16 protein-coding genes and 1 pseudogene are annotated in these 22,327 nt (G+C 49.1%); 5 read left to right on the forward strand and 12 right to left on the reverse strand.

Features of this window, described 5'->3' with window-relative positions; translation table 11 throughout:
- Positions 1-26 precede the first annotated feature (26 nt).
- The 10 genes from lpxK to FQ015_RS15170 all read right to left on the reverse strand — a co-directional run bounded on the left by lpxK (position 27) and on the right by FQ015_RS15170 (position 12,615).
- On the reverse strand, positions 27-1,013 hold the full coding sequence (gene lpxK, locus FQ015_RS15125; RefSeq protein ID WP_039020473.1) for a tetraacyldisaccharide 4'-kinase: 987 nt from the start codon (positions 1,011-1,013) through the stop codon (positions 27-29).
- Entirely contained in the window at positions 1,010-2,758 is a 1,749-nt protein-coding gene (gene msbA, locus FQ015_RS15130; protein WP_000551273.1) for a lipid A ABC transporter ATP-binding protein/permease MsbA, read from the reverse strand. The genes lpxK and msbA overlap by 4 nt, the downstream gene beginning before the upstream one ends.
- 36 nt (positions 2,759-2,794) lie before the next feature.
- On the reverse strand, positions 2,795-5,059 hold the full coding sequence (locus FQ015_RS15135) for a ComEC family protein (protein ID WP_039020472.1): 2,265 nt from the start codon (positions 5,057-5,059) through the stop codon (positions 2,795-2,797).
- 205 nt (positions 5,060-5,264) lie between these two features.
- The gene (ihfB, locus tag FQ015_RS15140) at positions 5,265-5,549 is read right to left on the reverse strand and encodes an integration host factor subunit beta (protein ID WP_000167336.1); all 285 of its coding nucleotides are present in this window, start codon (positions 5,547-5,549) and stop codon (positions 5,265-5,267) included.
- A 159-nt stretch (positions 5,550-5,708) separates the two neighbouring features.
- On the reverse strand, positions 5,709-7,382 hold the full coding sequence (gene rpsA / locus FQ015_RS15145; protein ID WP_000140327.1) for a 30S ribosomal protein S1: 1,674 nt from the start codon (positions 7,380-7,382) through the stop codon (positions 5,709-5,711).
- A 110-nt stretch (positions 7,383-7,492) separates the two neighbouring features.
- Entirely contained in the window at positions 7,493-8,176 is a 684-nt protein-coding gene (gene cmk, locus FQ015_RS15150; RefSeq protein WP_000125016.1) for a (d)CMP kinase, read from the reverse strand.
- A gap of 172 nt (positions 8,177-8,348) precedes the next feature.
- The gene (gene ycaL / locus FQ015_RS15155; protein WP_001353317.1) at positions 8,349-9,113 is read right to left on the reverse strand and encodes a metallopeptidase YcaL; all 765 of its coding nucleotides are present in this window, start codon (positions 9,111-9,113) and stop codon (positions 8,349-8,351) included.
- A gap of 168 nt (positions 9,114-9,281) precedes the next feature.
- Positions 9,282-10,565, reverse strand: coding sequence for a 3-phosphoshikimate 1-carboxyvinyltransferase (aroA, locus tag FQ015_RS15160; protein WP_160524224.1), 1,284 nt, complete (start codon positions 10,563-10,565; stop codon positions 9,282-9,284).
- Between the two features lie 70 nt (positions 10,566-10,635).
- The gene (gene serC, locus FQ015_RS15165; RefSeq protein WP_000057129.1) at positions 10,636-11,724 is read right to left on the reverse strand and encodes a 3-phosphoserine/phosphohydroxythreonine transaminase; all 1,089 of its coding nucleotides are present in this window, start codon (positions 11,722-11,724) and stop codon (positions 10,636-10,638) included.
- A 198-nt stretch (positions 11,725-11,922) separates the two neighbouring features.
- A complete protein-coding gene (locus FQ015_RS15170; RefSeq protein WP_000642852.1) occupies positions 11,923-12,615 on the reverse strand; it encodes a DUF421 domain-containing protein in 693 nt (230 codons plus the stop codon).
- Positions 12,616-12,744: 129 nt separating this feature from the next.
- Here FQ015_RS15170 and ycaO point away from each other — a divergent pair, with 129 nt between their 5' ends.
- From ycaO to pflA, 4 genes are all read left to right on the forward strand, one after another.
- Positions 12,745-14,505, forward strand: a complete 1,761-nt coding sequence (gene ycaO / locus FQ015_RS15175; RefSeq protein WP_160524225.1) for a 30S ribosomal protein S12 methylthiotransferase accessory factor YcaO — start codon at positions 12,745-12,747, stop codon at positions 14,503-14,505.
- A 405-nt stretch (positions 14,506-14,910) separates the two neighbouring features.
- Complete coding sequence (gene focA, locus FQ015_RS15180) at positions 14,911-15,768, forward strand: formate transporter FocA (RefSeq protein WP_000642546.1); 858 nt, start codon at positions 14,911-14,913, stop codon at positions 15,766-15,768.
- 54 nt (positions 15,769-15,822) lie between these two features.
- Positions 15,823-18,105 carry a formate C-acetyltransferase gene (gene pflB, locus FQ015_RS15185; RefSeq protein WP_160524226.1) on the forward strand — a complete coding sequence of 761 codons (2,283 nt, stop codon included), beginning with the start codon at positions 15,823-15,825 and terminating at the stop codon, positions 18,103-18,105.
- Positions 18,106-18,296: 191 nt separating this feature from the next.
- Positions 18,297-19,037 (forward strand): pyruvate formate lyase 1-activating protein, encoded by a 741-nt coding sequence (pflA, locus tag FQ015_RS15190; RefSeq protein ID WP_000111043.1) that lies wholly within the window; start codon positions 18,297-18,299, stop codon positions 19,035-19,037.
- A gap of 81 nt (positions 19,038-19,118) precedes the next feature.
- Here pflA and FQ015_RS15195 read toward each other — a convergent pair.
- Positions 19,119-19,708 (reverse strand): annotated as a pseudogene (locus tag FQ015_RS15195) (NAD(P)H oxidoreductase).
- Between the two features lie 99 nt (positions 19,709-19,807).
- Between FQ015_RS15195 and FQ015_RS15200 the strand changes: the two are divergent.
- Positions 19,808-20,716 (forward strand): LysR family transcriptional regulator, encoded by a 909-nt coding sequence (locus tag FQ015_RS15200; RefSeq protein WP_160524228.1) that lies wholly within the window; start codon positions 19,808-19,810, stop codon positions 20,714-20,716.
- On the opposite strand, the gene FQ015_RS15205 is transcribed toward FQ015_RS15200, so the two are convergent.
- On the reverse strand, positions 20,717-22,147 hold the full coding sequence (locus FQ015_RS15205) for an APC family permease (RefSeq protein WP_160524229.1): 1,431 nt from the start codon (positions 22,145-22,147) through the stop codon (positions 20,717-20,719).
- Positions 22,148-22,327 lie beyond the last annotated feature (180 nt).

A 22,327-nucleotide genomic window follows, 5' to 3' on the forward strand; every position in this document is an offset into this window, starting at 1 on the left:
ATCAATCGAACGCTGCCGCGGCGTAACTAGTTGCCAGAAGCCAGCGAGGTTAGTTGCGCAAGCAGTTTCGCTGGTTCATCGCCTGAAAGCTGTGCGTCAACAGGCAAATACCACCAATTTTCATCTGCAAAGGCCCGGCATTTCACCGCATCTTTTTCAGTCATTACTAGCGTTTGCCCGTCGCTTACCAACGCGCTGACATCCTTATAATTCAAAGACTGATGATCGGCCAGTGGTACACATTTTTCCGGTTGTACGCCGCACATCTTCAGCGTGGCAAAAAAGCGCGGCGGATGCCCAATCCCCGCCATCGCCACCACATGTTCAAGTTGAGCAACGTCACAACGCGTACCGGTACGTAAATTCACCGCCTGCCCCGGCAGCAGATGCATGGGGATTTCACCGCTGCGGGGGACACCGCCGTTGACGATTACCGCATCAACCGACTTTAAGCGCCCCGCTCGCTCACGCATTGGCCCCGCCGGCAACCACCAGCCATTGCCAAAGCGACGCACGCCATCAATAACGACGATTTCCACATCACGCGCCAGACGATAATGCTGTAAACCGTCGTCGGTTACGATGATCTGCACATCAGGGTGTTGCGCCAGAATGGCTTTTACCGCATCAGAACGCACGGGAGAAACCGCAACAGGCGCGCCAGTGCGTTGATAAATCAACACAGGTTCATCACCCGCCTGTGCTGTGGTGGTATCTGCCGACAATAACAGCGGATAAGATTCAGCCTTACCACCATATCCCCGCGATACGACCCCCACGCGAATACCGCGCTGTTGCAACTGTTCCACCAGCCAGACAACGACCGGAGTTTTTCCGTTGCCGCCTGCGGTGAGATTACCAACCACGACAACCGGTACGGGGGCACGCCAGGCGCGCTTCAGTTTTAGTTTATAGCAAAGACGGATCGCGCCACTCACCAGACCATACAACCAGGAGAGTGGCAGCAATAGCCGCCACAAAGGGGATTCACCAGACCAGATTTTTTCGATCATTGGCCAAACTGCATTTTGTGAAGTTGCGCGTAAACGCCACGGTGCTCAAGCAAATCGTTATGCGTACCGCGTTCCACAATGACACCATCCTCGACGACCACGATTTCGTCTGCCTTTTCAATGGTAGACAAGCGGTGGGCAATCACCAGAGAGGTACGGTTTTTCTGCAACTCATCCAGTGCCGCCTGAATCGCACGTTCAGATTCGGTATCCAGCGCCGAGGTAGCTTCGTCCAGAATCAGTATCGGGCTATCACGCAACAAGGCTCGAGCGATGGCAATACGCTGACGCTGACCGCCAGAGAGCAGCACGCCGTTTTCACCAATCACTGTATCGAGACCGTTATCCATCTTATTGATGAAGTCCATGGCGTAGGCCATACGCGCCGCTTCTTCAATTTGCTCACGGCTGTACTGTTCTGTCCGTGCGTAAGCAATGTTGTTGGCAACCGTATCGTTAAACAGATGGACATTCTGCGACACCAGAGCAACCTGGTTACGTAAAGACGCCAGGGTATACTCGCGCAGATCGTGACCATCCATCAGGATTTCGCCTTCATCAATATCGTAAAAACGTGTGATTAGGCTGGCGATGGTTGATTTACCTGAACCAGAGCGTCCAACCAGAGCGACCGTTTTTCCTGCCGGAATTTTCAGGTTGATGTTACGCAATGCGGGTACATCACGTCCCGGATAAGTAAAGGTGACATTGCGGAATTCTACGTCACCAGTCGCACGTTCGAGCACACGCTTACCTTCGTCTTTCTCCTGCTCACTGTCCAGAATGGTAAACAGCGTCTGACAAGCCGCCATACCGCGCTGGAACTGGGCGTTAACGTTGGTCAGCGATTTCAGCGGACGCATCAGCGCAATCATTGAAGAGAAAACAACGGTAATCGTACCGGCAGTCAGGCTATCCATGACGCTAGGGAAGCTCGCCGCATACAGAACAAACGCCAGCGCTAAAGAGGCGATCAGCTGAATGATCGGATCAGAGATAGAAGAGGCTGAAACCATTTTCATCCCCTGAAGACGCATTCGGTTACTGACTTTATCGAAGCGTTTCGTTTCCACTTCCTGACCACCGAAAATCAATACTTCTTTGTGGCCCTTCAGCATTTGTTCTGCGCTGGTGGTCACCTGCCCCATGGTGTTCTGCATGTTTTTACTGATGTTGCGAAAACGCTTCGATACGACACGAATCGCAATCGAAACAATCGGTGCCAGCACAATTAAAATGATCGACAGTTGCCAGCTGTAATAGAACATCATGATGAACAGGCCGATGATCGACGCACCTTCACGCACAACAGTAATCAATGCGCCGGAAGAAGAAGAAGCAACCTGTTCGGAATCGTAGGTGATACGCGACAACAGCGTACCCGTTGACTGTTTGTCAAAGAATGAAACTGGCATTCCCATCATGTGACCAAACAGGCGGCGACGCATAGTCATTACCACCTTTCCTGATACCCAGGAGATACAGTAGCTGGAAACATAGCTGGTGATACCACGTAAAATCATCAGCCCGATCACCACCAGCGGCATCCACACCAGCACGGAGCGATCTGTTTTACCAAAGCCATCATCAAGAAGTGGCTTAAGGAGCGATAACATGAAGGTATCGCTGGCTGCGTTGAGGATTAACGCTACGCCCGCCACGATCAGACCCGCTTTAAAAGGCGCAATGGTTGGCCACAGTCGGCGGAATGTCTGCCACGTAGAGAGATCTTTGTCGTTATGCATTCAAAAAACCAGCATTTGTTGAAATAGCCGCATATTCTACCCGTTATCCACTGGCACGCCAAACCACTGATGATACCAACGAGGTAAAATTTGCTCCCTGAGGCTGCTAATCCGCCAGCCTTGTGCTGAAAAATCGACCGTTATTTGCCCCTGATGCGGGGTATCAAGCCACTTATAACCCTGTTGTTGATAGCGATGCTTAACTTTGTTTGAAGGCAGTCGCCATGCGTTATAGCGCGATGCCGATGCAAGTGCCAATGTTCCATTCACTCGCTGAATTAATGGCAACGATGATGAGGTATTACTGCCATGGTGAGGTACCTGAAGTAATGTTGCTTGTACTTGCTGCCAGTAACGGCTTAGCATCTTTTGTTCAGCGGGGGCTTCAATATCACCGGTTAGGAGAATGCTATTCGTCCCGTCATCAACCTTAACCACACAGGAATGGTTATTTCCTTTATCGATGCTACCTTGTAAAGGCCAGTGCACGCTGAAACGCAATCCTTGCCATTGCCACGCTTCGCCACGCACACAGGGCTGATGATGCTCCCAGCTTAAAGGGCTTCTGACCCATAACGTCGGCCAGGCACGTAATATCGAGTCCAGCCCTCCCCGATGATCCAGATGTTCATGACTAAGAATGACGCCTTCTGGTTCAAGATTATGCCAGCGTAGCCAGGGGATAATCAGTTGTTGCCCACTATCCCCCTCCGGCCAGGCCAGTCCGGTGTCATAGAGAATCGCTTTACCGTTTCTGGCTATCACCATTGCCAGCCCTTGCCCGACATCAAGCATGTACACCTGCCACGCGTCAGGTCGAGGTTTTTGCCACAGCGGCCAGCACATCAGCAAGCCTCCAGCCACACACATTGCCGGCAACGCTCGCCAGGCGTTTAATCGCCATACCACCAGTAAGAACCATGGGGAAAATGTTAGCCATTGCCAACGTTCAGCAATGTTGATCCACCCTTCTGGCAAACTCTTTAACCCCCAGAAAAGCAAAGCCAAAGACCGGTCGGCAAGAAACCATACTCCTTGCTCCACGATTAACGGCCCGCTTAAATGCATAACCATCGCTGCGAGGATCAACGGAACCGTGATAAATGTCACCAGGGGAATTGCAAATAGGTTTGCAATAAACGAGGTCAGACTAATGCCATGAAATATGACGATTTGCACAGGCATTAGCAGGAGGGTGATTCCAAGTTGTAGATGGATGAGGGAAACAACCGCGCGCAATACTGGCGGCAGTTGCCACTCCGGACAGGGAAACCACTGACACCAAAAAATCAGCGCCGCTACCGCAGCGGCAGAGAGCCATAAACTTTGCGAAAGAATGGCAACAGGATCCATCAGCAAAATTGCCGCCAGACAACATATCCATACATCCCAGCCAGTCCACTGTCGCCCACTTAACTTAAGCATTCCCCACATAGCAAGCGCCACCATGGTACGCAATGCAGGAGGTTGCATTCCCGTCAACCAGGCATAAAAAGCAGCACAGCAGATTCCACCAATTAATGGCATTTGCCAGTGGATCCAGCACCCAGGCAGAAAAACTTGCCCACCGCGAATGAGTCCTGCAGCCAGCAACGCCGCAAAAGCGATGTGCAATCCTGATATCGCCATTAAATGCGCCGTTCCAGTATCACGCATGATATTTTTGATTTCTTTGGGGACGGATAACCGTTCCCCCATACCTAATCCAAGAATAACCGCGTTCCACATATAGGGTTGCAGCGTTGTTTGTAGTGACGCCAGATACTGTGCACGCAGGCTACAATTCGGTTCAATGACACTTGCCTGCAGAAAACGGCCGGTGAGCGGTTGATGCTGGGCAATGGCATAACGCTGGCTATCAAAGCCGCCATCATTAAGTTGGCCATGAACTGCACGAACTTTGAGTTTCATTGACCATACTTGTCCGGCACAAACCGCTTGCGGAAGATATTCGCCATACAGTACGAGGCCTGGCGCAGGGAATATACGTCGACCTTGTAGATGAGTAATTTGACCGTAATGAGTGGTCATGCCGTCAGTAGCAGTGATCTCAACTATTGCATCCTGCGTCGCGCCAGTTAAGGTTTCTCCTGCCCACAAAATTTGCTTTGCTGCTAATATGCCCCAAACGAAAAACAGCAACGTCAGCGCGATATAACGGACGGTTTTAACAGGGATAAATGCCAGTACACAGGCGAAGATAGTCAGAAGCGCAAGGGTTACTGTCCCTGGCAATTGGGGCAAAATCAGCAACGGAAAAATTCCGCAAATTATGCATACTCCGACTGTCGTTATTTTCATGCACCCTCCCTGTTTATAGAAAGTGTGCAACTTTGTTGAATGGTTGTCTGGTGGGAGTTTTGCGTTCCCCGAGGCACGTTCAGAAGAATTTAACGACAGGGTGAAAACTGCTCAAAACTCTGCGAGGCAGCTTCCAGTTCCAGATTAGAGAAATGAAAAAAGCACCCGACAGGTGCTTTTCTCGCGTTCAAGTTTGAGTAAAAACTTAACCGTAAATATTGGCGCGATCGCGCAGTTCTTTACCTGGTTTAAAGTGAGGAACGTATTTTCCTTCCAGTTCTACTTTATCGCCAGTCTTCGGATTACGTCCGGTACGTGGTGCGCGGTAGTGCAAAGAGAAACTGCCGAAACCGCGGATTTCAATACGCTCGCCCTGCGCAAGAGTCGAGGCCATATGCTCCAGCATCTCTTTTACTGCATCTTCAACCGTCTTGGCGGGAATGTGCGATTGCTGGGTGGCAAGTCTTTCTATCAATTCTGACTTGGTCATGATTCCTCCGGTTCCTTAAAGGCAAATTTAGCGGCTGCTGTTGCTGCATTGATTAAGGGCGGCCGTAGCCGCCCTTAGTGCTTGATTACAGGACGAAACCTGCAATCTGTCAAGTAAACTCAACAAACTTCGGAATAAAAATCCCGAAGAGTCAGAGAATTACTCGCCTTTAGCTGCTTTGAAAGCTTCAGCCATTGCGTTGTTGGAGAAGTTTGCATCTTCCTGTTTGTTAACAGTTGCGATTGCATCTTTCTCGTCAGCTTCGTCTTTCGCACGAACAGACAGGCTGATTGCGCGGTTTTTACGATCAACACCGGTGAATTTAGCTTCAACTTCGTCGCCAACGCTCAGAACCAGGGTAGCGTCTTCAACGCGGTCACGGGATGCTTCAGAAGCACGCAGGTAACCTTCAACGCCGTCAGCCAGTTCTACGGTTGCGCCTTTAGCGTCAACTGCAGTTACTTTACCGGTTACGATAGCGCCTTTCTTGTTCAGAGCAACCCAGTTGTTGAACGGATCTTCTGCGAGCTGTTTAACGCCCAGGGAGATACGTTCACGTTCTGCGTCAACCTGCAGAACAACTGCAGCGATTTCGTCGCCTTTTTTGTATTCACGAACTGCTTCTTCGCCTGCAACGTTCCAGGAGATGTCAGACAGGTGAACCAGGCCGTCGATGCCGCCGTCCAGGCCGATGAAGATACCGAAGTCAGTGATAGACTTGATTTTACCTTCAACACGGTCACCCTTGTTGTGGGTTTCCGCGAACTGCTGCCACGGGTTAGCTTTGCACTGTTTCAGACCCAGGGAGATACGACGACGTTCTTCGTCGATATCCAGAACCATAACTTCCACGACATCGCCAACGTTAACAACTTTGGACGGGTGGATGTTTTTGTTGGTCCAATCCATTTCGGAAACGTGTACCAGGCCTTCAACGCCTTCTTCGATTTCAACGAAGCAGCCGTAGTCGGTCAGGTTGGTCACGCGACCAGTCAGTTTGGTACCTTCCGGATAACGTTTAGCGATAGCTACCCACGGATCTTCGCCCAGCTGTTTCAGGCCCAGGGATACACGGGTACGTTCGCGGTCGAACTTCAGCACTTTAACAGTGATTTCGTCGCCCACGTTGACGATTTCGCTCGGATGCTTAACGCGTTTCCAGGCCATATCAGTGATGTGCAGCAGGCCGTCAACGCCGCCCAGATCAACGAATGCACCGTAGTCAGTGAGGTTCTTAACGATACCTTTAACTTCCATGCCTTCCTGCAGGTTTTCCAGCAGCTGATCGCGCTCTGCGCTGTTTTCGGATTCGATAACGGCACGACGAGAAACAACAACGTTGTTGCGCTTCTGATCCAGCTTGATTACTTTGAATTCAAGCTCTTTGCCTTCCAGGTGCAGAGTGTCACGCACCGGACGAACGTCTACCAGAGAACCTGGCAGGAACGCACGAATACCGTTCAGCTCAACAGTGAAGCCGCCCTTAACTTTGCCGTTGATAACACCGGTAACAGTTTCAGCATCTTCGTAAGCTTTTTCCAGCGTGATCCAGGCTTCGTGACGTTTAGCTTTCTCACGGGACAGCAGAGTTTCACCGAAGCCGTCTTCTACTGCGTCCAGAGCAACGTCAACTTCGTCACCTACCTGGATTTCCAGCTCGCCCTGGGCGTTTTTGAACTGCTCAGCCGGGATGGCGGACTCAGATTTCAGACCAGCGTCAACCAGTACTACGTCTTTGTCGATAGCAACAACAACGCCACGAACGATAGAACCCGGGCGGGTTTCGATTTCTTTTAAGGACTCTTCAAAGAGTTGAGCAAAAGATTCAGTCATGTTTAATCTTCAGGTTTATATTTAACGTCCACCTGGCTCCATGCCGGATGGGGTTGTTTAACATACCCGCTGTCATTCCATTGCAACGGGGGTACTGCAAATTCGGTCGCTTATGCGAGAGCCAATTTCTGGCGCGCGTATTGTAGCGCTTTTTCAATCACTTGCTCAATGCTTAAGGTGGTGGAATCCAACACTAAAGCATCGGCTGCCGGAACCAGTGGCGCTACCGCTCGGTTACGATCGCGGTCGTCGCGTTCTTTGATCTCGGCCAAAAGGCGCTCAAAGTTAACACTAAAGCCCTTCTCCTGCAACTGTAGCATGCGGCGATGCGCACGTTCTTCCGAGGAGGCGTCAAGGAAAATTTTCACTGGCGCATCAGGGAATACCACCGTTCCCATATCGCGGCCATCGGCAATCAAGCCTGGTAATTCGCGAAACGCGCGTTGGCGACGCAATAATGCTTCACGAACGCGTGGGAATGCCGCGACTTGTGAAGCAGCATTCGCCACTTCCTGAGTACGAATTTCGCCGCTGACATCTTCCCCTTCGAGGATCACTTCCAGATTACCATTGGTCGACACAAAACGTACATCCAGATGGGATGCCAGCGGCACGAGCGCATCTTCCGATGCAACATCAACATGGTGATGTAATGCCGCCAGTGCCAGTACGCGATAAATTGCACCCGAGTCCAGCAGATGCCATTGCAACGCTTCCGCCATAGCCTTACACAAGGTGCCTTTCCCTGCACCGCTTGGGCCATCAATGGTAATAACCGGGGCAATTGCCGTCATCTTTATCTCCTTAAAACAGGCGTACCGTTAACATAACCGCGCGCATTATACGCGCCGACGCCACAAATCGTTAACGTTGTGTGCAAAAACCAGTTTTGTCTGTATTCAGATGGGGATTTATTGCGCAATTATAGCGGGCTGGCAGAAGACCAGCCCGAAAGATGACAATGATTTACTTACCAGAGGCGATACGATCACGGATGTGTTGCGCACGCTCTGTTGATGGTGGGTGAGAGTCAAACATGGACTGGGTACGGCCGCCATCCAGGCTGGCCAATTTTTCAAAGCTGCCAACCAGCCCCTGGGTGCTGATGCCACGTTTCTTCAACAGATCAAAGGAGAAATCATCTGCTTCGGACTCTTTATCGCGGGAGTATTTAGCATTGATCGCGCCTTCTGCGATATCACCTAATTGTGAGCGAGAAAGCTGGGAAGCCACACCGCTGGTAGCGGAAATCGCATCACGTGCGGCAACGATCGCATAAGAAGCTTTCATTTCAGCCAGCGAGTGACCCAACGCGACGTGGCCCAGTTCATGACCCAGAACACCTTCAATTTCGTTGTCGTTCATCATGTCCATCAGGCCACTGTAGACACGAACACAGCCGTTCGCCATCGCCCATGCGTTGACGTCGCTGGTCATATAAACCTTATAGTTGACCGGCGTGCCATTAATATTGTTACCCAATGCTTTGGCGATTTTTGCCAGACGTTTACCGTACTTGCTGGATTTACTTGCGACTTGATTGCCGCTGTCCATTTCGGCACAGCCCTGATTGGCAATCGCTTTTGCATCAGCATCGCTTAACGTTGCTGCTTTATAGGCATTTAAACCTGAGCTGATAGCCATATTGGTATCAATACCGTGGGTATTCTGACACCCTGTCAGTAAAGCTGCAGAGGCCGCAATCGCAAGCAGTAATTTAGTATTTTTCATGTGAATCATCCGTTGATTAATCATATATAAATATTATGTATCAATAACTTACATCGACAAACGACGCTACCATTAATCAAAATGACTCACAAGGTCCGAAAAAAAACGCCGGCAATGTGCCGACGTTTTGATAAAGAAAGATTTGGCTATTTATTGCACGTTGTTCATTCAGGCTGCCTGGCTAATCCGCGCCAGCTGCTCGAAATAATCCGGAAATGTTTTGGCCGTGCATTTGGGATCAAGAATCGTCACTGGTGTATCTGACAACGCCACCAGCGAGAAACACATCGCCATCCGGTGATCATTGTATGTTGCGATCTCGGCAAAGTTCAGTTTTTCCGGTGGAGTGATACGAATGTAATCGTGCCCCTCTTCTACTTCCGCACCAACTTTACGCAGTTCTGTTGCCATCGCAAACAGGCGATCGGTCTCTTTAACACGCCAGTTATAGATATTGCGCAGCGTGGTGGTGCCTTTTGCAAATAACGCCGCCGTGGCAATGGTCATCGCCGCATCAGGAATATGGTTCATATCCATATCAATAGCGTTCAGTTCACCCCGCGTGCAGGAAATATAATCATCGCCCCAGCAAATGGTCGCGCCCATTTTTTCCAGCACATCAGCAAAGCGAATATCACCCTGCATACTGTTGCGTCCAATGCCGGTCACTTTTACAGTGCCGCCTTTGATTGCTGCTGCTGCCAGGAAGTAAGAAGCCGAAGATGCATCGCCTTCGACTAAATAAGTACCCGGAGACTGATAAGACTGCCCGCCTTTTACGACAAATTGTTGATAGTGCTGATTTTCAATTTCAACACCAAACGTCTTCATCAGATTGAGTGTGATGTCGATATAAGGTTTAGAGACCAGATCGCCTTTAATACGAATCACCGTATCTTCCGGTGCAAGAGGCGCAGTCATTAACAGTGCGGTGAGGAACTGGCTGGAAACGGAGCCATCAACGTCAACGTTGCCGCCAGTAAAGCCGCCCTGTAAACGCAATGGTGGATAATTTTCTTGTTCCAGGTAAGTGATCTTCGCCCCGCCCAGGCGCAGCGCATCCACCAGATGACCAATGGGGCGTTCTTTCATACGCGGTTCACCGGTCAGCACAATATCATTGCTACCCAGACAAAGAGCTGCCGCCAGCGGACGCATTGCCGTTCCGGCGTTACCGAGGAACAACTCCAGAGCACTTTCTGCGTGTAATGGACCGCCATTACCGATGATTTCGCAACGCGTACGATCGGCTGAAAGCGTGTAACTTACCCCTAACGCGGTTAATGCATTCAGCATATGGCGCACGTCATCGCTATCCAGCAGATTGGTTAATACTGTTTTGCCGTGTGCTAATGCCGCCAGCAATAAAGCGCGGTTAGAAACGCTCTTGGAACCGGGCAGATTAATGGTGCCATCGACACGAGCGATGGGTTGTAACGTCAGGGATTCCATGAACTCAACTCTCTACAACAGAAATAAAAACCCCACAGGCTGGCTGTGGGGATTAAGCAAAATTTCGGCATTAGCCGTGACGGCGTTCGAACTCAATCATGAAGTCTGTCAGCGCTTTAACGCCTTCCAGAGGCATTGCGTTATAAATTGACGCACGCATACCGCCGACCACACGATGCCCTTTCAGGGCATGCAGCCCCGCAGCAAAAGACTCTTCAAGGAACAATTTGTCAAGCGCACTGTCCGCCAACTGGAACGGCACGTTCATCCGCGAACGGTTAGCTTTCGCCACGTCATTGCGGTAGAAATCGCTGTTATCAATCACCCCATACAGCAGTTCTGCTTTTTGCTGATTGATTTTATCCATTGCAGCCACGCCGCCGTTCGCTTTCAGCCATTTGAATACCAGACCGGACAGGTACCAGGCAAATGTCGGCGGCGTGTTAAACATTGAGTCGTTATCGTTAAGGATGGAATAATCCAGAATCGACGGACAAGCGATATTCGCTTTACCCAGTAAGTCTTCACGAACGATGACGATTGTCAGGCCCGCCGGGCCGATATTTTTCTGTGCGCCAGCATAAATCACACCGTAACGACTGACGTCAATTGGACGGGAAAGAATCGTTGAAGAGAAGTCGGCTGCAACCACCACTTCTTTACCAAAGTCTGGCGTTTCGTCGATGGCGATACCATCGATGGTCTCATTTGGGCAGTAATGCATATAAGCGGCATTATCAGAGAGCTGCCATTCACGCATTGGCTTAACCGCACGAAGACCATCAACAGTCACTTTGGCGTCAAAGACATTTGGCTTGCAGTATTTTTTCGCTTCTTTAATGGCACTTGCCGCCCAGTAACCGGCATCAACATAATCTGCAGTGGTTTTATCACCAAGAATATTCAACGGTACTGCAGCAAATTGACCGCGACCACCGCCGTGGCAGAACAATACTTTATAGTTGGAGGGGATATTAAGAAGATCGCGAAAATCCTTCTCGGCTTCCTCTGCAACCTGAATGAACTCTTTACCACGGTGGCTCACTTCCATCACCGACGTACCAAGACCGTTCCAGTCGCGCAGTTCCTGTTGAGCCTGTTTAAGCACCTCTGCCGGTAGCATTGCCGGACCAGAACTAAAATTGAAGATTTGAGCCATTTCCCCTCACCACGTTGCGTTGCCATTAACCCACGGACAATCGATTGCGACCGCGGGTAATACATTATTCCTGTGGCTATCGGTTTTATCATTCAGTGGCGCGCATCGCAATGGGTAAAACAGTCGAGGGCAAAAATGCGGCACGCGTCACACAATAGAATCTCTCGGATTATTGTCCAAAAACCGATTTTTTTGCTGTCAGGTCACCCGTTTAGCCCGACTTGCCTTCGTCCATTCTGGATTTGCACAGCGCGGACATAATTGTTTTTCCCCTGCGTTCATATGAATGATCTCACTGCAACGGATGCAAGCATAGTCCGCCGACTCAGGCACCACTTTGTAACGCTGAGTACAGTCACTGGGTAAAATAAGCAAGCCCGGTTTGACCTTGTCATCTTCAAAGAAATAGACACTGATTTGCCCGTTGGTTTCGAGAATCGCCAGACGTACCTGCCCCAACTGCTCCACTCCACGCAGTCGCAGCTCCATAAAGAACTCAAATTCCGTCATGTTGGAGTTATTAAGTTTCGACCAGGCCAGCTCACCATCCTCAATAATGACAACCGGCTTGCCTTCCAGAAGATCTTCCAGTTTTTCACTGTGCGCCATCAACCACATTACCAGACGGTATAACAACGCCAGAGTAATAAAGACGATAAGCACCGGAACCATCGGCACATCATCATAAAACGCCACATCCCCCGCCGCTGACCCCAGCGTCAGAATGATTAACACTTCAAACAGCGACATCTGCCGCACACCGCGTCTGCCGGTCATTTTGAGGAATAAAAAGACCAGTACAAAGGTATAAAGACTACGTAGTGCAACTTCGCCAAGGAAATCAAAAGGCACTTTATCAAATGCCATACGGTGGAGATCGAATGCCTTCATTTTTATGCTCTTATCGTGGTTTATCCGCTAAAAGCATAGTCAACAGTTCATCTGCCTGGCGGCGGTGATAGCGCCTTTGAGATAAAACCCGTATTATTGCGCGCTTTCCGTACGACTAAAGTGATTTTCATGACGCAAACATTTATCCCCGGCAAAGATGCCGCCCTGGAAGATTCCATCGCTCGCTTCCAGCAAAAACTTTCAGACCTTGGTTTTCAGATTGAAGAGGCCTCCTGGCTGAATCCCGTGCCTAACGTCTGGTCAGTGCACATTCGCGACAAAGAGTGCGCACTGTGTTTTACCAACGGTAAAGGCGCAACCAAAAAAGCGGCGCTGGCATCTGCCCTCGGTGAATATTTCGAGCGTCTCTCAACCAACTACTTTTTTGCTGATTTCTGGCTGGGCGAAACCATCGCCAACGGTCCATTCGTGCATTATCCCAACGAAAAATGGTTCCCACTGACCGAAAACGACGATGTACCAGAAGGGCTGCTCGATGACCGTCTGCGCGCATTTTACGATCCGGAGAATGAACTGACCGGCAGCATGCTGATTGACCTACAATCTGGTAACGAAGATCGTGGTATTTGCGGTCTGCCGTTTACGCGCCAGTCCGACAATCAGATCGTTTATATTCCGATGAATATCATTGGTAACCTGTACGTTTCTAACGGTATGTCCGCTGGCAATACCCGAAACGAAGCACGCGTTCAGGGGTTGTCCGAAGTTTTCGAACGCTACGTGAAAAACCGCATTATTGCTGAAAGCATCAGTCTTCCAGAGATCCCGGCAGAGGTGCTTGCGCGTTATCCAGCGGTGGTTGAAGCGATCGAAACACTGGAAGCAGAAGGTTTCCCAATCTTTGCTTATGATGGTTCGCTTGGCGGCCAGTATCCGGTGATTTGCGTGGTACTGTTTAATCCTGCTAACGGTACCTGCTTTGCCTCTTTCGGTGCGCATCCTGATTTTGGCGTAGCACTGGAACGTACCGTGACCGAGCTGCTGCAAGGTCGTGGCCTGAAAGATTTGGATGTGTTTACTCCGCCAACCTTCGATGATGAAGAAGTTGCTGAACATACCAACCTCGAAACGCACTTTATCGATTCCAGCGGTTTAATCTCCTGGGACCTGTTCAAGCAGGATGCCGATTATCCGTTTGTGGACTGGAATTTCTCCGGCACTACGGAAGAAGAGTTTGCTACGCTGATGGCTATCTTCAACAAAGAAGATAAAGAAGTTTATATTGCCGATTACGAGCATCTGGGCGTTTATGCTTGCCGTATTATCGTGCCTGGCATGTCCGATATTTATCCGGCTGAAGATCTGTGGCTGGCGAATAACAGTATGGGCAGCCATTTACGTGAAACGATTCTTTCGTTACCAGGCAGCGAGTGGGAAAAAGAAGATTACCTGAACCTCATCGAGCAACTGGATGAAGAAGGTTTTGATGACTTTACTCGCGTGCGTGAGCTGTTGGGTCTGGCGACCGGGTCGGATAACGGTTGGTACACCCTGCGTATCGGAGAATTAAAAGCCATGCTGGCGCTGGCTGGTGGCGATCTGGAACAGGCTCTGGTCTGGACCGAATGGACGATGGAATTTAACTCATCAGTGTTCAGTCCGGAACGCGCCAACTATTATCGCTGTCTGCAAACGTTGTTATTACTGGCACAGGAAGAAGACCGCCAACCACTGCAATATCTGAATGCCTTCGTTCGTATGTATGGCGCAGATGCCGTAGAAGCCGCCAGTGCGGCAATGAGCGGTGAATCGGCGTTTTATGGCTTGCAACCCGTAGATAGCGATCTGCACGCGTTTGCTGCACATCAGTCGTTGTTGAAGGCCTACGAAAAGCTGCAGCGCGCCAAAGCAGCATTCTGGGCAAAATAAAATCAAATAGCCTACGCAATGTAGGCTTAATGATTCGTCTGAGTTATATTACGGGGCGTTTTTTTAATGCCCCGCTTTACATATATTTGCATTAATAAAATAATTGTAATTATAAAGTTAAATATCGGTAATTTGTATTTAATAAATACGATCGATATTGTTACTTTATTCGCCTGGTGCTCCCTTTTAATTAACTGTTTTAGCGGAGGATGCGGAAAAAATTCAACTCATTTGTTAATTTTTAAAATTTATTTTTATTTGGATAATCAAATATTTACTCCGTATTTGCATAAAAACCATGCGAGTTACGGGCCTATAAGCCAGGCGAGATATGATCTATATCAATTTCTCATCTATAATGCTTTGTTAGTATCTCGTCGCCGACTTAATAAAGAGAGAGTTAGTGTGAAAGCTGACAACCCTTTTGATCTTTTACTTCCTGCAGCAATGGCCAAAGTGGCCGAAGAGGCAGGTGTCTATAAAGCAACGAAACATCCGCTTAAGACTTTCTATCTGGCGATTACCGCCGGTGTTTTCATCTCAATCGCATTCGTCTTCTATATCACAGCAACCACTGGCACAGGCACAATGCCCTTCGGTATGGCAAAACTGGTTGGCGGCATTTGCTTCTCTCTGGGGCTGATTCTTTGTGTTGTCTGCGGAGCCGATCTCTTTACTTCCACAGTGTTGATTGTTGTTGCCAAGGCGAGTGGACGCATCACCTGGGGTCAGTTGGCAAAAAACTGGCTAAATGTCTATTTTGGCAACCTGGTTGGCGCACTGCTCTTTGTACTTTTAATGTGGCTTTCCGGCGAGTATATGACCGCGAATGGTCAATGGGGACTAAACGTCCTACAAACCGCCGACCACAAAGTGCACCATACTTTTATTGAGGCCGTCTGTCTTGGTATCCTGGCAAACCTGATGGTATGTCTGGCAGTATGGATGAGTTATTCTGGCCGCAGCCTGATGGACAAAGCGTTCATTATGGTGCTGCCGGTCGCGATGTTTGTTGCCAGCGGTTTTGAGCACAGTATCGCAAACATGTTTATGATCCCGATGGGTATTGTAATCCGCGACTTCGCATCTCCGGAATTCTGGACCGCTGTCGGTTCTGCACCGGAAAATTTTTCTCACCTGACCGTGATGAACTTCATCACTGATAACCTGATTCCGGTTACGATCGGTAATATTATCGGCGGTGGTTTGTTGGTTGGGTTGACATACTGGGTCATTTACCTGCGTGAAAACGATCACCATTAATGGTTGTCGAAGTACGCAGTAAATAAAAAATCCACTTAAGAAGGTAGGTGTTACATGTCCGAGCTTAATGAAAAGTTAGCCACAGCCTGGGAAGGTTTTACCAAAGGTGACTGGCAGAATGAAGTAAACGTCCGTGACTTCATTCAGAAAAACTACACTCCGTACGAGGGTGACGAGTCCTTCCTGGCTGGCGCTACTGAAGCGACCACCACCCTGTGGGACCAAGTAATGGAAGGCGTTAAACTGGAAAACCGCACTCACGCGCCAGTTGACTTTGACACCGCTGTTGCTTCCACCATCACCTCTCACGACGCTGGCTACATCAACAAAGCGTTGGAAAAAGTTGTTGGTCTGCAGACTGAAGCTCCGCTGAAACGTGCTCTTATCCCGTTCGGTGGTATCAAAATGATCGAAGGTTCCTGCAAAGCGTACAACCGCGAACTGGACCCGATGATCAAAAAAATCTTCACTGAATACCGTAAAACTCACAACCAGGGCGTGTTCGACGTTTACACTCCGGACATCCTGCGTTGCCGTAAATCCGGTGTTCTGACCGGTCTGCCAGATGCTTATGGCCGTGGTCGTATCATCGGTGACTACCGTCGCGTTGCGCTGTACGGTATCGACTACCTGATGAAAGACAAACACGCTCAGTTCACCTCTCTGCAGGCTGATCTGGAAAACGGCGTAAACCTGGAACAGACTATCCGTCTGCGCGAAGAAATCGCTGAACAGCACCGCGCTCTGGGTCAGATGAAAGAAATGGCTGCGAAATACGGCTACGACATCTCTGGTCCGGCTACCAACGCTCAGGAAGCAATCCAGTGGACTTACTTCGGCTACCTGGCTGCTGTTAAGTCTCAGAACGGTGCTGCAATGTCCTTCGGTCGTACCTCCACCTTCCTGGATGTGTACATCGAACGTGACCTGAAAGCTGGCAAGATCACCGAACAAGAAGCGCAGGAAATGGTTGACCACCTGGTCATGAAACTGCGTATGGTTCGCTTCCTGCGTACTCCGGAATACGATGAACTGTTCTCTGGCGACCCGATCTGGGCAACCGAATCTATCGGTGGTATGGGCCTCGACGGTCGTACCCTGGTTACCAAAAACAGCTTCCGTTTCCTGAACACCCTGTACACCATGGGTCCGTCTCCGGAACCGAACATGACCATTCTGTGGTCTGAAAAACTGCCGCTGAACTTCAAGAAATTCGCCGCTAAAGTGTCCATTGACACCTCTTCTCTGCAGTATGAGAACGATGACCTGATGCGTCCGGACTTCAACAACGATGACTACGCTATCGCTTGCTGCGTAAGCCCGATGATCGTTGGTAAACAAATGCAGTTCTTCGGTGCGCGTGCAAACCTGGCGAAAACCATGCTGTACGCAATCAACGGCGGTGTTGACGAAAAACTGAAAATGCAGGTTGGTCCGAAATCTGAACCGATCAAAGGCGACGTCCTGAACTACGATGAAGTGATGGAGCGCATGGATCACTTCATGGACTGGCTGGCTAAACAGTACATCACTGCACTGAACATCATCCACTACATGCACGACAAGTACAGCTACGAAGCCTCTCTGATGGCGCTGCACGACCGTGACGTTATCCGCACCATGGCGTGTGGTATCGCTGGTCTGTCCGTTGCTGCTGACTCCCTGTCTGCAATCAAATATGCGAAAGTTAAACCGATTCGTGACGAAGACGGTCTGGCTATCGACTTCGAAATCGAAGGCGAATACCCGCAGTTTGGTAACAACGATCCACGTGTAGATGACCTGGCTGTTGACCTGGTAGAACGTTTCATGAAGAAAATTCAGAAACTGCACACCTACCGTGACGCAATCCCGACTCAGTCTGTTCTGACCATCACTTCTAACGTTGTGTATGGTAAGAAAACTGGTAACACCCCAGACGGTCGTCGTGCTGGCGCGCCGTTCGGACCGGGTGCTAACCCGATGCACGGTCGTGACCAGAAAGGTGCTGTAGCATCTCTGACTTCCGTTGCTAAACTGCCGTTTGCTTACGCTAAAGATGGTATCTCCTACACCTTCTCTATCGTTCCGAACGCACTGGGTAAAGACGACGAAGTTCGTAAGACCAACCTGGCTGGTCTGATGGATGGTTACTTCCACCACGAAGCATCCATCGAAGGTGGTCAGCACCTGAACGTTAACGTGATGAACCGTGAAATGCTGCTCGACGCGATGGAAAACCCGGAAAAATATCCGCAGCTGACCATCCGTGTATCTGGCTACGCAGTACGTTTCAACTCGCTGACTAAAGAACAGCAGCAGGACGTTATTACTCGTACCTTCACTCAATCTATGTAATTAGTTTTGACTGAAATCGTACAGTAAAAAGCGTACAATAAAGGCTCCACGAAAGTGGGGCCTTTTTTAGCACGAGAGCCTTTTTTGTCAGCTATCTATACTTTAAGGTGACTGCCAAAACAGACTCGACGTAGCCTTCGAGCTGCGCACCAACACGGCCTCAGATGGGCCACATCTGGAGAAACACCGCAATGTCAGTTATTGGTCGCATTCACTCCTTTGAATCCTGTGGAACCGTAGACGGCCCGGGTATTCGCTTTATCACCTTTTTCCAGGGCTGCCTGATGCGCTGCCTGTATTGTCATAACCGCGACACCTGGGACACGCATGGCGGTAAAGAAGTTACCGTTGAAGATTTGATGAAGGAAGTGGTGACCTATCGCCACTTTATGAACGCTTCCGGCGGCGGCGTTACCGCATCCGGCGGTGAAGCAATCCTGCAAGCTGAGTTTGTTCGTGACTGGTTCCGCGCCTGCAAAAAAGAAGGCATTCATACCTGTCTGGATACCAACGGTTTTGTTCGTCGTTACGATCCGGTGATTGATGAACTGCTGGAAGTAACCGACCTGGTAATGCTCGATCTCAAACAGATGAACGACGAGATCCACCAAAATCTGGTTGGAGTTTCCAACCACCGCACGCTGGAATTTGCTAAATATCTGGCGAATAAAAATGTGAAGGTGTGGATCCGCTACGTTGTTGTCCCAGGCTGGTCTGACGATGACGATTCAGCGCATCGCCTCGGTGAATTTACCCGTGATATGGGCAACGTTGAGAAAATCGAGCTTCTCCCCTACCACGAGCTGGGCAAACACAAATGGGTGGCGATGGGTGAAGAATACAAACTTGATGGTGTTAAACCACCGAAGAAAGAGACCATGGAACGCGTGAAAGGCATTCTTGAGCAGTACGGTCACAAGGTAATGTTCTAATTTCCCCGTAAAGCGGCAACTTTATTGAGTTGCCGCTTTGTTATTCCGCGCTTCATTCTGCTACAGCGTTTTTAACACATCTTATAGTGCATCTACCATATCCCGTACCTGAGATAATAACGACTGATAATAGCTCGCGTGAAGTTCTTCCCCATCGAATACCACTGTATTACACAAGAAAGTGACATCGGCATCTTCAATACCAAGATAACTGCACATATTTATCAAATATTCGCTTATATTTTTTTCCCAGCCCATCTGGACAAATGATTCTTTGTCTCCTCCAACCAGCGCCACCCAACGAACTTTATTGAATGGTAATTTGTGCCCATCTCCATAAGCCAGCCCATTATTCCATACTCTGTCAATATATCCTTTTAGCATTGCTGGGAAGCTGTACCACCAGAGAGGAAAAACCACCACTAACGTGTCATGTTCAAGCAGCTCTGAATAAAGCTGATGAACCTCTGGAGAATAACGTTTATCCATATTCTTCCAGTCTGGTTCATCTTCCGGCGTCATCGCCGGGTTGAAATTACGCCGATATAAATCGAGTTCCGTCACCTGTATTTTCCGCTCCATTGCCCGCTGATGGATCGCATCAGCAATATGTGCGGTCAATGAATCATGACGAGGATGGCCCATACTAAATAAATACGTTCAGACTGCATAATTTTACCTCCACGTTAAGTTCTGGAGCGCACTTTACGCAGGCGGCATCATCCTGTAAACGTGATGATTCAGGATGAGTTAATGAAGGATTTTCACTAATGCGGATGAATATGTCTGACTTTGCCACTTTCTTTGCCGTGGCCCGTAATCAAAGCTTTCGTGCAGCAGGCGATGAGTTAGGCTTATCTTCGTCCGCCATTAGCCATAGTATTAAAACACTGGAACAACGTCTTAAAATTCGCTTATTCAATCGGACAACCCGAAGCGTATCGTTAACGGAAGCGGGTTCTAATCTCTATGAACGATTGCGCCCAGCTTTCGACGAAATTCAGATCATGTTAGATGAGATGAATGATTTTCGTCTGACACCGACAGGTACGCTCAAAATCAATGCCGCCCGGGTAGCTGCACGTATATTTTTAATACCTTTACTGGTTGGTTTCACACGTGAATATCCTGATATTAAAGTCGAGCTCACAACTGACGACTCTCTTGTTGATATCGTCCAGCAGGGCTTTGACGCTGGCGTTCGACTTAATGGCATCGTCGAAAAAGATATGATCAGCGTGGCGATCGGCCCGCCAGTGAAATTATGTGTAGCAGCAACGCCAGAGTACTTTGCAAGATATGGCAAACCCCGCCATCCTCATGATCTGCTTAATCATCAATGTGTTGTTTTTCGTTATCCCAGCGGCAAACCTTTCCACTGGCAATTTGCAAAGGAGCTGGAAATTGCTGTCGCAGGAAATATCATTCTGGATGATGTTGATGCTGAACTGGATGCCGTTTTGATGGGTGCTGGTATCGGGTATCTGCTCTATGAACAGATCAAGGAGTACCTTGATACCGGTCGTTTAGAATGTGTACTGGAAGACTGGATCACAGAGCGTCCAGGCTTCCAGATCTATTACCCAAACCGCCAGTATATGTCCTGCGGCTTGCGCGCATTTCTCGATTATGTAAAAACGGGTCAGATCTGCCAGAGTCAGCGTCACCGACCACAATAATTATTTGCTATTCGCTTTACGCGCCAGCAGCGGGAATATCAGCCCTAATCCCACCAGCACAAACGGCGTTGCAACATTCAGCGCCAACTGGAATGTCCACTCTGCGGTGAAGGCTTCCATTTTCGGGAAAATACCAGTCAGGCAGGCAAAAGCGGTAAAGGCAAAACACCAAATTCCGACGGTCATTGCCAGCGGCTTATTACGAATAAAGACATATTCCGGCTTATATTTCTGCGCCAGGCGAACAACTGCAATAAATGCAACAAATACCCATAAATAACGCAGCGGCATCACTACCGAGTTAAGGTTCAACAGCCATTTATAGAGATTGTTCATATCACCGATGCCGAGAGTCGGCAGCATAATCAGGATCGCCACCAGCACCAGGGTCAGAAAATAGCCATTAACGGGCGTACCAGATGCGTTGGTACGACATAAACTGGCAGGAATATATTTGCTGTCAGCATCGCCTAATAATACTTTAAGCGGCGCATCAATCGAGAATACCAGCGCAGCTACTTGACCCAGAGTATTCGCAATGGCGTAAATCACCATTAAAGTATTACCCATGCTGTAATACTCGCCCAGCTTCTGGAAGGCGTAATACTGGCCGTTGGTCATTAAGTCATCGGGAATATTGCGGGAGTCAAACATCATCCCCATTGCAAGCGATCCAAGGATCGCGCACACCGCAACCATCACCGCCAGGCATAATATCCCTTTTGGAAATTCTTTTCCTGGGTTGCGCGTTTGATTAACGTAGGGAGAAATCTTCTCTGCTCCACCAACCGCAAAGACCAGCATTGAAATAGTGGTAATGTAGGTAAAGTCGATATGAGGAATAAACGTTTCCCAGGTAATGTTTGTGGTTGCAATATGCACTTCAGTAATCGCAGGCGCTGTTACCGCCATCGCCACATACAGGAGCGACATGACGAACATCGCAATCCCTGCCACAGAACCGACGATTTTCAGCGATTTCATACCGCGTGAAGCAACCCACATAAAGAAGACAAACAGCACCAGCGTTAACCCCTGTAACGCTACGACTGAATATTCTTTGATTAGCGAACCGTCGCCTTTCATCGCCCAACCGAGCGCAATCAGTATTGCCTGGGGTTTTTGTGCCAGATAGGGAATATGCACTACCCAGTAGGTCCACGCGGCGAGGTAAGCCAGTCCGGGTCCCATCGTGTGTTTAATCCAGGTACTGACCCCGCCCTTCCCATCTTTGAAGGTCGAGCCTAACTGACCAACAATTAGCGCATAAGGTGTGAAATAGAGCGCAAAGATAAACACCCATGAAAAAACAACCACCAGCCCCTGGTTGGCGTAGTTATTAACAACGTTGCCAAAACCCCAGACAGTGATAAAAGACATCAGCGCAATGTTGTACCATCGCAGCTGTTTTTCCTGAACATTCCCAGCCATAGACAAATCCTTCGCCAAAATTAAAGGGGCATCTGTAAAACGAGGGATTATGCGCGGCAAATAAGAAGTGCGGAAATAGCGAAATGCAAAATTATAACCTGCTGCACATTTTATTTTGAAACGAATAAAATTTTGAAAAAAGCAAGTCAGAGAGAAGAAACAAAAAAGCAGAGTGTGAAA

It is taken from the genome of Escherichia sp. HH26CH, assembly GCF_009820205.1.
Classification (GTDB): Bacteria; Pseudomonadota; Gammaproteobacteria; order Enterobacterales; family Enterobacteriaceae; genus Escherichia; species Escherichia coli_F.